Raw genomic sequence first — 11,370 nt, 5'->3', positions numbered from 1 at the left:
CAAGCCGGTGCCCCGCCCCGGGCCGGGCCAATAGCTGGTCCGGCTGCACGCCTGCGGCGTCTGCCACACCGACCTGCATATCTGGCAGAGCGGCGGCCCGGCCCACCGTCCCCACCCCCTGATCCTGGGGCATGAGGGCGTCGGCGAGGTCGTCGCCCTCGGCAAGGCGGTGCCGGGATGGCGGCTTGGCGATCCCGTCGGCGTGCCCTGGCTGCACGACACCTGCGGCCACTGCGCCGAATGCCGCGACGGCGCGGAATCCTTCTGCCAGGCCCAGCGCGCCCATGGCTGCGACGTGAACGGCGCCTTCGCCGAATACGTCATCGCCGATGCCGCCTACGCCGTCCGCCTGCCGGCCGGCGCCGATCCCGTCGCCACCGCGCCGCTGATGTGCGCCGGGGTGACCGCCCATGGCGCCGTGCGGCGGGCCGCGCTGCGCCCGGGCTCCCGCTGCGCCATCTTCGGCTGCGGCGGCCTGGGCCTCTACGCCGTCCAGCTGGCGGTGCGCGCCGGCGCGACGGTCATGGCACTCGATGTGTCGCCGGAGAAGCTCGACCGCGCCCGGGCCTTCGGCGCCGAACACACTGTCATGGTGGACGAGGCGGCGACGGCGCGGCTGCAGGCGCTGGGCGGCATGGATGCCTGCATCAATTTCGCGCCGACCGATGCAACCTGGACCGCCATGGTGGGGGGCGTCCGGCCGCGGGGCCTCATCGTCGCGGCCGCCCTGGTGGCAAAGCCCGTGCCGGTCAGCCAGGAATGGCTGACAGCGACCGGCGTCACCATCACCGGCACCAGCGTCGGCACGCGGATCGAGATGGAGCAATTGATGCGGCTGCATGCGGAAGCGCCGTTGCGCAGCGCCACCCGCGCCATCGGGCTGGGGCAGATCAACCAGGGCTTGCAGGAGTTGCAGGCCGGCCGGATCGACGGGCGGCTGGTGATCGATTTCAGGCTGGAGCCTTAGGCTCGTCCCGGGACAGGCCCATGGCATTGCCGGTCAACAGGCCATCGACCCAGCCATTGGCGATGCGCACCGCGTCTTCCGGTGCGAACACTGTGGGGTCGAGGCAGAGTTCGAGCCAGAGGCCGTCGAGCATGGCGGTGAAGGCCAGCGATGCCAGGGCAGCGTCGACCCGGCGCCCCCGGTCCTCGGCGGCGGCGGCGAGCAGCTGTTCGAGGGTCCGGCGATAGGCGGCGTAGACGTCGCGATGCACCTGGCGGATCGCCTCGTCGCGCCGCACCAGCGCCCAGAAGGACAGCCAGATCGACAGCAGCTCCGGGTCCAGCACCGGCGGCCGGAAGCTGGCATCGATGAAGGCCCGCAGCCGCGCCTCCGCCGTCGCGGCCGGATCCTGCAGCGCGGCGGCCAGGGCTTCGGCCACGTGGCTGCCGATGAAGCGGTAGGTTTCGGCAATCAGGGTGTCGATGCCGCCGAAGTAATGGCGGATCAGGCCGGGCGACACGCCGGCACGGGCGCAGACCTCGCGCACGGAGGTTGCGGCATGGCCGCGTTCGGCCAGGCATTGGGCAGTGGCTTCGATCAGCGCCCGGCGTCGAACGGCCGGCAGCTCGCGCGTGAACTTCGCGCGCGGCCCTGGTTTGGGATCGGGCACGCGATCAGAGGGGGCGGAGCGAGGCTCGGCCAAAAGACGTGACGGTCCGGGGTTGCCCCCGGACCGTCCCGGATATCACAGCAGTTGGACCGCTTCGGCCATCGGGCCCTTCTGGCCCATACGGACCGTCAAGCGAACCCGCTGCTCGCTGTTCAGGCTCGGCAAGCCGGCCTTCTGCAGCGCGCGCGAAGCGACGTAGACGTCCTTGCCGCCATCGTCCGGCGTGACAAAGCCGAAGCCCTTCTCGGCGTTGAAGAACTTCACCGTGCCCTCGACCTCGGTCGCCGGGCCGCTGAAGCCGCCGCGATCGCCGCCGAAGCCGCCACCGCCGCCGCCAAAGTCGCGACCACCACCACCGCCGAAATCACGGCCACCGCCACCGCCGCCGCCGAAATCACGGCCGCCGCCGAAGCCGCCACGGTCGCCGCCAAAGCCACCGCCGCCACCGAAGTCGCGGCCACCACCGCCACCACCGAAGCCGCCGCGCTCGGGCCGATCACCGAAGCGGTTGTTGGGGCGGAAAGCACCCGCACCGCCGCCGCCGGCCGGCGGGGCGCCGAGCTCTTCGACGCGATGGATCACCGCGACTTGCGGGCCCTTCTGACCTTCCGCGATATCGCAGACGATCTTCGTGCCCTCATACATCTCGCGATGTCCGGACTGTTCCACGACCGAAGCATGCAGGAACGCGTCCGGCGAACCGTCCGTCACCTGGACGAAGCCGAAGCCCTTCGTCGGGTTGAACCACTTGACCACTGCCGTCACGTCACGGCGATACTCACCGCCTCCGACGCGCGGCGGATGACGTCGGTTCATCATTGAACTGAAACTCCAAGAGAAAGTGCTGCACCATGACCAAGGGTGCGGCTTCCGCGAGCGGAAACCAAGATCTGCCCGCTCGCGACCGGCGACATGCCGGCCCTGGACGGTCTGAACGTTTTTGTCGATACGACCATTCGTTACCTGAGACGACCAACCCGCGCGTGGAAAACCCACCCGCGGGCGAGAATCATCCCCCAACCCCTCAGCCGAGCCTACAGAAGACACCCGCTTGAACTATAAACCCAGGCCGCGCGCCTTGACCATAGGCCTCGCGACCCTATAGGGGAGAATCTTTCGCCCCCGGATTTCAGCGCGAAAGCCGCACGGGAGCACCGGTTTTGACCGATTCCCAGGCTGCGTCGGCAAGCAGCAGCGCCCGGCGGCCATCCTGCCCCCCGGCCCGCGGCGCACGGCCGTCGAGCACCGCGTCGACGAAGTCGTCGAGTTCGCGGCGATAGGCTTCGGCATATCGCTCCAGGAAAAAATGCAGCGGCTTGTCGCGCACCACGCCATCGGCGCCGGCATATTCGAGCGTCGTCGCGGTGCGGTTGTCGACCCGCAGCATGCCCAGCGACCCGAAGGCCTCGGCCCGCTGGTCATAGCCATAGGTGGCGCGGCGGCTGTTGGAGATCTGGGCGATCGCGCCGCCCGCGGTCTTCAGCGTCACCACCGCGGTGTCGACGTCGCCTTCGGCCCCGATCGCCGGATCGACCAGGTTGCTTGCCGTCGCATACAGCTCGATCGGCTCCTCGCCCAGCAGCCAGCGGGCCATGTCGAGATCGTGGATCATCATGTCCCGGAACAGCCCGCCGGAGACGCGGATGTAGCTGGCGGGCGGCGGCGACGGGTCACGGCTGGTGATCGACACCAGCTCGACCTTGCCGATCCGGCCCTCGGCGATGCCGGCGTGGATCGCCTCGAAGCTGGGGTCGAAGCGGCGGTTGAAGCCGAGCGCGAGCGGCACGCCAGCCTGGGCGACGATGTCGAGGCAGCCTTCGACGCGCGCGCTGTCCAGGTCGATCGGCTTTTCGCAGAAAATCGCCTTGCCGGCCTTGGCCGCCGCCTCGATCAGGTCGGCATGGGTGTCGGTCGAGCTGGCGATGACCACGGCATCGACGCCGTCCAGCGCCGACAGCCCGTCGCCGACCACGGCGCCGTGCTGGGCCGCCAGGGCCTCGGCCGCGGCGTGGTGGACGTCGACCACGGCCACCAGCTTGGTCCGGGGGTTCCGGGCGATGTTGTCGGCATGGATCTTCCCGATCCGTCCGGCACCGAATTGGCAGATCTTGAGCATGCTTCCTCTCCCTAGCGACGCGCCGGGGATCATGGCCCGACAGCGGCAACCGGCGACAGAAAAATCAGAATTCTGAGGTTGCAGTCAAATGGAATATTTGTTCTATTTGACCGAAATAGCCCTGGGGAGGACTACCCATGACCCGCCACCTGACCGGTCACCGCGGCGGCTTCGGCCCGGGGCTGACACCGATCACCCGGTTCGACGAGCCCGAGGACGACACCGGCATCGCCGTTTCGGTGCTGAAGTTGGCATCGGGCGAGAGCCGCGAGATCGAGGCCGCGAACGAGACCGCTTGGCTGCTGATGTCCGGCGCGGCGGAGGTCACGGTCGACAACCAGGCGGTGCGGTTCGCCCGCGGGTCTCTGTTCGACGAATCGGCCAGCGCGGTGCATGTCGCGGCCGGCGCCCGGGTCCGGCTGCAGGCCGAAGGCGACGCCGAATTCACGGCCTACGAGACCCGGAACACCAAGCCCTTCCCGTCGCGGCTGTTCCAGCCGGCCGACGTGCCGAACGAGCATCGCGGCAAGGGCCAGGTCGACGAGGCCTGCTACCGCTATGTCCGCACCGTGTTCGACCTGCGCAACAGCGACACGAACGCCGAGCTGGTGCTGGGCGAGGTCGTGACCTTCCCCGGCCGGTGGTCGAGCTATCCGCCGCACCATCATCCGCAGCCGGAAATCTACCACTACCGCTTCACCGATCCGCGCGGCTACGGCCATGCCGAGCTGGGCGAGACGGTGCTGAAAGTGCGGGCGAACGACACGGTCAAGATCTTCGACGGCTTCGACCACGCGCAATGCGCCGCCCCCGGCGATGGCATGTACTACGCCTGGGTGATCCGCCACCTGCCCGGCAACCCCTACACTGTGCCGGAGTTCACCGAGGAGCATCGCTGGACCATGGACCAGGGCGCCGAATTCTGGCGGCCGGAAGGGGTCTCACGATGACCGAGCCCACACTGGATGTAATCTGCATCGGCCGATCCTCGGTCGACCTCTACGGCGAGCAGGTCGGCGGCCGGCTGGAGGACATGGCGTCCTTCGCCAAATATGTCGGCGGCTGCCCGACCAACATCTCGGTCGGCGCCGCCCGCCTCGGCCTGCGCTCCGCCCTGCTGACCCGGGTCGGCGACGAGCATATGGGCCGCTTCATCCAGGAGCAGCTGACGGCCGAAGGCGTCGATGCCAGCCATGTCATCAGCGATCCGCAGCGCCTGACCGCGCTGGTCATCCTGGGCATTCGCGACCGCCACAGCTTCCCGCTGATCTTCTACCGCGAGGACTGCGCCGACATGGCGCTGTCCGAGGATGATGTCGACGAAGCCTTCATCGCCTCGGCCCGCGCCGTGGTGGTGACCGGCACCCATTTCTCCACGCCCGGCGTCGCGGCGATGAGCCGGAAGGCGATGCGGCTGGCCCATGCCCATGGCCGCAAGGTGGCGCTGGACATCGATTACCGCCCGGTGCTGTGGACCCTGACCGGCCACGGGCTGGGCGAGGAGCGCTTCGTCGAGAATTCGGCGGTCACCGCCCATCTGCAGGCGATCCTGCCGGAGTGCGACCTGATCGTCGGCACCGAGGAGGAGATCCACATCGCCGGCGGCGACACCGACACGCTGGCGGCGCTGCGCCGGGTGCGCGAGCTGAGCCCGGCGACGATCGTGGTCAAGCGCGGGCCGATGGGCTGCGTCGTCTTCCCCGGCGCCATCCCGGGCGACATCGAGCAGGGGGTCAAGGGCCCCGGCTTCCCGGTCGAGGTCTACAATGTGCTGGGCGCCGGCGACGGCTTCATGGCCGGGTTCCTGCGCGGCTGGCTGCGCGACGAGCCGGTCGAGGCGGCCTGCCGCTACGCCAATGCCTGCGGCGCCTTCGCCGTGTCGCGCCATGGCTGCGCCCCGTCCTACCCGAGCTGGGCCGAGCTGTCGCAGTTCCTGGCCGAGGGCAGTGCCCATCACCGGCTGCGCGAGGACCCGGCCCTGAACCAGGTGCATTGGGCGACGACGCGGATCCGCGACTGGCCGGAGGTCAACGCCCTGGCGTTCGACCATCGCTCGCAGCTGGAAGAGCTGGTGCGGCGCCACGGCACCGCCCCGGAGCGGATCGGCGACTTCAAGCAGCTGGTGTGGCAGGCGGCGCGGCAGGTGGCGGGTGACAGCACCAGCTTCGGCGTGCTGATCGACGGGCGGCTGGGCAGCGACGCGCTGTTCGCCGCGGCCGGCACCGGCGCCTGGATCGGCCGGCCGATCGAGCTGCCGGGATCGCGGCCGCTGCGCTTCGAAGGCGGCCCCGATGTCGGCGTCACCTTGCGCGAATGGCCGCTGGAGCACGTGGTGAAGTGCCTGGTGCAATATCATCCGGACGACGCGCCGGACATGCGGGACGAGCAGGACCGGCTGCTGCTGGCGCTGTTCGACGCCAGCCGGGCGACCCGGCACGAGCTGCTGCTGGAGATCATCCCGCCCCGGAGCATGCCGGCCGACGACCGCACCGTGGCCCGGGTGCTGGACCATCTGTACGACATCGGCATCTACCCCGACTGGTGGAAGCTGCCGCCACCGCCCTCCGAACAGGCCTGGACTGAAATTCAGGAGGTCATCGCCCGGCGCGACCCGAATTGCCGCGGCGTGCTGCTGCTGGGGCTGGAGGCACCGGAGGCCGAACTGATGGCCGCCTTCGCCTTGGCCGCCCGCCAGCCCTGGTGCCGCGGCTTCGCGGTCGGCCGCACCATCTTCGGCGGACCGGCCGAGGATTGGTTCGCCGGCCGGATCGACGATGACGAAGCGGTGAGACGGATCGCGGCCAGCTATGGCAGCCTTGTCGCCGCCTGGCAGGATGCCCGCGCCGCGGCCCAGGCTGCGGCCTAAAGGAGCGAATAGGGATGGGAACCGTGCGTTTGACCATGGCGCAGGCCCTGGTGCGCCACCTCGCCGCGCAGTGGATCGAGGCGGAGGACGGCAGCCGCGAGCGGCTTTTCGCCGGCTGCTGGGCGATCTTCGGCCATGGCAATGTCGCCGGCATGGGCGAGGCGCTGTACGCCCATCGCGAGGACCTGCCGACGCTGCGGGCGCACAATGAGCAGGCGATGGCGCTGGCCGCCGTCGCCTATGCCAAGGCGAAGTTCCGCCGCCGCATGATGGCCGTCACCACCTCGATCGGGCCGGGCGCCACCAACCTGGTGACCGCCGCCGCCCTGGCCCATGTCGACCGGCTGCCGGTGTTGCTGCTGCCCGGCGACGTCTATGCCAGCCGCCGGCCCGACCCGGTGCTGCAGCAGGTCGAGGATTTCGGCGACGGCACGGTCAGCGCCAATGACTGCTTCCGCCCGGTGTCGCGCTATTTCGACCGGATCACCCGGCCGGAGCAGATCCTGACCGCCCTGCCCCGCGCCCTGTCCGTGCTGACCGACCCGGTCGATTGCGGGCCGGTGACGCTGGCGCTGTGCCAGGACGTCCAGGCCGAGGCCTTCGACTACCCCGCCTGGTTCGTCGAGGATCGGGTGCACCGCATCCGCCGCACCGGCGCCGACGAGGGCGAGCTGGCCCGCGCCGTCGCGGCGCTGCAGAAAGCGCAGCGCCCGCTGGTGATCGCCGGCGGCGGTGTCTTGTATTCCGGCGCCGCCAGGACCCTGGCCGGCTTTGCCGAGCGGCATGGCCTGCCGGTCGCCGAGACCCAGGCCGGCAAGGGCAGCCTGGCCTGGGCCCACCCGAACAATGTCGGATCGATCGGCGTCACCGGATCGAGCGCCGCCAACGCGCTGGCCGTCGATGCCGATGTGGTACTGGCGGTCGGCACCCGGCTGCAGGATTTCACCACCGGCTCGCGCGCCCTGTTCCGGGCGCCGGGGCGGAGTCTGATCCAGTTGAACACCGCCGTGTTCGACGCCGACAAGCATGGCGCCCTGCCGCTGGTCGCCGATGCGAGGCGTGGCCTCGACGCGCTGTCGCAGGCGCTGGGGTCCTGGACCGCGCCGAAGGCCCAGGGCGACCGCTTCAAGGGCCTGGTTTCCGAGTGGACCGCGTCGGTCAACCGCGCTACCGCCGCCAGCAACGCCCCCCTGCCCTCCGACGCCCAGGTGCTGGGCGCGGTCAACCGGGCGGCCGGGCGCGGCGCCATCGTGGTGTGTGCCGCCGGCGGCCTGCCGGGTGAGTTGCACAAGCTGTGGCGCACCGACGCGCCGGGCGGCTACCACCTGGAATACGGCTATTCCTGCATGGGCTACGAGATCGCCGGCGGGCTGGGCGTCAAGCTGGCCCAGCCGGATCGAGAGGTCTATGTGCTGGTCGGCGACGGCAGCTACATGATGATGAATTCGGAGATCGCCACCGCGGTGCAGCTCGGCATCAAGCTGAACATCGTCGTGCTCGACAACCGCGGTTTCGGCTGCATCAACCGGCTGCAGAACGCCACCGGCGGCGCCTCCTTCAACAACCTGTTCCGCGATGTCGCCGGTGCCCAGCCGATCGATTTCGCCCTGCATGCCGCCAGCATGGGGGCGGCGTCGGAGAAAGTGTCGGGCATCGCCGAGCTGGAGGGGGCGCTGCTGCGCGCGCAGGTCACCGACCAGACCAATGTCATCGTCATCGACACCGATGCGGTGATCACGACCGAGGCCGGCGGCGCCTGGTGGGACGTGGCCGTCCCCGAGATCTCCGACCGCGAACCGGTGCGCCAGGCCCGCGCCGGCTACGAAGCGCAGCTGGCCGGCCATCCCGTCACCGGGCACGACGCCTGATCCTTCAACCATCCGACCGCACGAGACCGCCGCGATGACCGTCACCCTCGGCACCAACCCGATCGCCTGGAGCAACGACGACCTGCCGGAGCTGGGCGGAGAGACGCCGCTCGAGACCTGCCTGGCGGAAACCCGCGAGGCCGGCTTCACCGGCATCGAGCTGGGCAACAAATTCCCGCGCCAGGCCGATGCGCTGCGCCCGATCCTGGACGCGCACGGGCTGAAGCTGATCTCCGGCTGGTACAGCGCCAACCTGCTGGAGCGCTCGGTCGAGGAGGAGATCGCGGCGATGGAGCCTCATCTCACCCTGCTGGCCGCCCTCGGCTGCAAGGTCATGGTGTTCTGCGACACCTCGGGCGCCGTGCATGGCAACCAGGGCACGCCGCTGTCGCAGCGCCCGACCCTGCCGGACGAGGATTGGCCGGAGTTCGGCCGCAAGCTGACCGCGGTCGGCGACCACATGGCGAAGCACGGCGTGCGGCTGGCCTATCACCACCACATGGGCACGCTGGTGCAGAGCGAGGCCGAAGTCGACCTGCTGATGCAGCACACTGGCCTGTCGGTCGGGCTGCTGCTGGATGCAGGCCATATGACGGTGGCGGGCGGCGACCCGGCGGCCCTGGCCGCGCGCTATGCCAGCCGGATCAACCATGTCCATGCCAAGGATGTCCGCGCCGACGTGCTGCAGCGGGTGCGCGACGAGGATTGGAGCTTCCTGGACGGCGTCGTCGGCGGGCTGTTCACCGTGCCGGGCGACGGCATGGTCGACTTCCCCAGGGTGTTCGATGCGCTGCCGAAGAGCTATTCCGGCTGGATGGTGGTGGAGGCGGAGCAGGATCCGGCCAAGGCGAACCCGCTGGTCTATGCCCGGCTGGGGCACCGGAACCTGTGGAAGTTCGCCACCGGCTCAGGGTTCGAGGTCAAGGTCTAGGGCCGGCCCGTCTGGCCCGGCGCCCGACCCGGCACTTGTGAAGATTTCCCCAACGGGGCGAGGCGGTTGGTGTCATATTGCGCCATCGAATCACTCGCCTCGGATGGTGAAAATGTCGGCTCAAAGTTCCTTTTTCGCCTTCTTCGCGCGTATCTTCCTCGCCGTCCTGTTCGTGATGTCCGGCTGGAGCAAGCTGACCGGCTTCGAGGGCGCTGCCGCTTATATCGCCGGCAACGGCTTGCCGGCACCGCAGGTCTTCGCAGCCCTGACCATCCTGGTCGAACTGGGCGGCGGCATCCTGCTGATCCTGGGCCTGTTCTCGCGCCTCGCCGCTTTCATCATGGCCGGCTTCACCCTGCTGACCATCGTCGTGGTCCATCACTTCTGGACCATGACGGACGCCGACATGATGGCCAACCAGCTGACCGCCATGAAGAACCTGTCGATCGCCGGCGGCCTGCTGATGATCACCGCCTTCGGCCCGGGCGCCTGGGCGATCGGACCCGGCTACCGTCGCTGAAGCGGACGGCTTCGCGCTGACATCTCAGAGCGGCGGGCATGGCCCGCCGTCTCCTTTCCGGAACGGCGGGCCCTGGGCCCGCCGTTTTCTTTTGTGCGGTCAGCGGTGCTTGAACATCGGCGGCCGCTTCTCGGTGAAGGCGGCCATGCCCTCGCGGCGATCGTCGGTGGCGAAGGTGGCGTGAAACAGCCGCCGTTCGAACAGCACGCCTTCGGCCAGGCTGGTCTCGTCGGCGCGGTGCACCGCTTCCTTCGCCAGCATCGCGATCGGCAGGGAATAGCCGGCGATTGTCTCCGCCGCCTTCAGCGCCTCGGCCAGCAAATCGGCGGCGGGCACCACCCGGGCGACCAGGCCCGACCGCTCCGCTTCCACCGCGTCCATCAGCCGGCCGGTCAGCACCAGGTCCATCGCCTTGGACCGGCCGATCAGCTTGGTCAGGCGCTGGGTGCCGCCGGAGCCGGGGATGGTGCCCAGCTTGATCTCCGGCTGGCCGAACTTCGCGGTGTCGGCGGCGATGATGAAATCACACATCATCGCCACCTCGCAGCCGCCGCCCAGGGCATAGCCGGCGACCGCGGCGATGATCGGCTTGCGCGTCCGGGTGATGCAGGTCCAGTTCTCGATCAAATTGCCGGTGTAGGCGGCGATGAAGTCCTTCGACGCCATCTCCTTGATATCGGCGCCGGCGGCGAAGGCCTTTTCCGACCCGGTCAGCACGATGGCGCCGATGCCGGCATCGGCATCGAACGCCGCGAGCGCCTGGCCGAGGTCCCGGAAGATCGCGTCGTTCAGCGCGTTCAGCGCCTGCGGCCGGTTCAGCGTGATCAGGCCGACCCGCCCCCGGGTCTCGACCAGGATGGTCTCGTAGCTCGCGGTCATGGAACGCTCCTTCGCATCGACTCGTCGATTGATTGACCGAACGCCCGGTCAGCGTTTACAGGCTCAACGCTGGCACACCGGGCAGAAGAAGGTGCTGCGGCCGGCCTGGACCACGCGCTGCACCATGCCCTTGCACTTCGGCGTGCGGCACGGCTCGCCCTCGCGGCCATAGACCGACCAGGAATGCTGGTAGTAGCCGAGCTCGCCATCGACCTGGACGTAGTCGCGCAAGGACGATCCACCGGCCGTGATCGCCCGCTCCAGCACCGCCTTGATTTCCGGCACCAGCCGCGCGGCGCGGACCCCGGCGACCGAGGCGGCGAGCCGGCTCGGCGAGATATGCGCGGCCCACAGCGCCTCGCAGACATAGATGTTGCCGAGGCCGGCCACCACCCGCTGGTCCAGCAGCGCCGCCTTGATCGGGGTGATCTTGCGCGCCAGCACCCGGTCGAGATAGGCGGCGTCGAACTCGTCCGACAGCGGCTCCGGCCCCAGCAGTTCCAGCGACTTGTGGGTGTGCAGCGCGTTCTGGCTGACCAGGTCCATCATGCCGAAGCGGCGGGTGTCGTTGAAG

Annotated in this window: 11 protein-coding genes; 6 read left to right on the top strand and 5 right to left on the bottom strand. The window is 69.5% G+C overall.

Features of this window, described 5'->3' with window-relative positions; all coding sequences use genetic code 11:
• Window positions 1-34 precede the first annotated feature (34 nt).
• A complete protein-coding gene (locus tag AC3XYG_RS34535) occupies window positions 35-967 on the top strand; it encodes an alcohol dehydrogenase catalytic domain-containing protein (protein WP_489144421.1) in 933 nt (310 codons plus the stop codon).
• Here the strand turns inward: AC3XYG_RS34535 and betI are convergent.
• The 3 genes from betI to iolG form a co-directional block, all read right to left on the bottom strand.
• Window positions 951-1,616: a transcriptional regulator BetI gene (gene betI, locus AC3XYG_RS34530; protein ID WP_489144420.1), complete on the bottom strand. Its 666-nt coding sequence runs from the start codon at window positions 1,614-1,616 to the stop codon at window positions 951-953. The two genes, AC3XYG_RS34535 and betI, sit on opposite strands and share 17 nt — an antisense overlap.
• Window positions 1,617-1,691: 75 nt before the next feature.
• Window positions 1,692-2,612 (bottom strand): cold-shock protein, encoded by a 921-nt coding sequence (locus AC3XYG_RS34525; protein WP_489144419.1) that lies wholly within the window; start codon window positions 2,610-2,612, stop codon window positions 1,692-1,694.
• Between the two features lie 133 nt (window positions 2,613-2,745).
• Window positions 2,746-3,732, bottom strand: coding sequence for an inositol 2-dehydrogenase (gene iolG, locus AC3XYG_RS34520; RefSeq protein WP_489144418.1), 987 nt, complete (start codon window positions 3,730-3,732; stop codon window positions 2,746-2,748).
• A 137-nt stretch (window positions 3,733-3,869) separates the two neighbouring features.
• Here iolG and AC3XYG_RS34515 point away from each other — a divergent pair, with 137 nt between their 5' ends.
• From AC3XYG_RS34515 to AC3XYG_RS34495, 5 genes are all read left to right on the top strand, one after another.
• A complete protein-coding gene (locus AC3XYG_RS34515) occupies window positions 3,870-4,682 on the top strand; it encodes a 5-deoxy-glucuronate isomerase (protein WP_489144417.1) in 813 nt (270 codons plus the stop codon).
• The gene (locus AC3XYG_RS34510; RefSeq protein WP_489144416.1) at window positions 4,679-6,598 is read left to right on the top strand and encodes a bifunctional 5-dehydro-2-deoxygluconokinase/5-dehydro-2-deoxyphosphogluconate aldolase; all 1,920 of its coding nucleotides are present in this window, start codon (window positions 4,679-4,681) and stop codon (window positions 6,596-6,598) included. The genes AC3XYG_RS34515 and AC3XYG_RS34510 overlap by 4 nt, the downstream gene beginning before the upstream one ends.
• Before the next feature lie 14 nt (window positions 6,599-6,612).
• Window positions 6,613-8,466, top strand: coding sequence for a 3D-(3,5/4)-trihydroxycyclohexane-1,2-dione acylhydrolase (decyclizing) (iolD, locus tag AC3XYG_RS34505; RefSeq protein WP_489144415.1), 1,854 nt, complete (start codon window positions 6,613-6,615; stop codon window positions 8,464-8,466).
• Between the two features lie 34 nt (window positions 8,467-8,500).
• Window positions 8,501-9,397, top strand: a complete 897-nt coding sequence (iolE, locus tag AC3XYG_RS34500; protein ID WP_489144414.1) for a myo-inosose-2 dehydratase — start codon at window positions 8,501-8,503, stop codon at window positions 9,395-9,397.
• A 112-nt stretch (window positions 9,398-9,509) separates the two neighbouring features.
• Entirely contained in the window at window positions 9,510-9,917 is a 408-nt protein-coding gene (locus AC3XYG_RS34495) for a DoxX family protein (protein ID WP_489144413.1), read from the top strand.
• Window positions 9,918-10,016: 99 nt separating this feature from the next.
• Here AC3XYG_RS34495 and AC3XYG_RS34490 read toward each other — a convergent pair whose 3' ends face one another.
• A complete protein-coding gene (locus tag AC3XYG_RS34490; protein ID WP_489144412.1) occupies window positions 10,017-10,796 on the bottom strand; it encodes an enoyl-CoA hydratase in 780 nt (259 codons plus the stop codon).
• Window positions 10,797-10,859: 63 nt separating this feature from the next.
• On the bottom strand, window positions 10,860-11,370 hold a 511-nt coding region (mutM, locus tag AC3XYG_RS34485), incomplete at its 5' end, for a bifunctional DNA-formamidopyrimidine glycosylase/DNA-(apurinic or apyrimidinic site) lyase (RefSeq protein WP_489144411.1).

Source organism: Inquilinus sp., assembly GCF_057815775.1.
The sequence above is the reverse complement of the archived record's forward strand: the minus strand, read 5'-3'. Positions and strand labels throughout refer to the sequence as shown.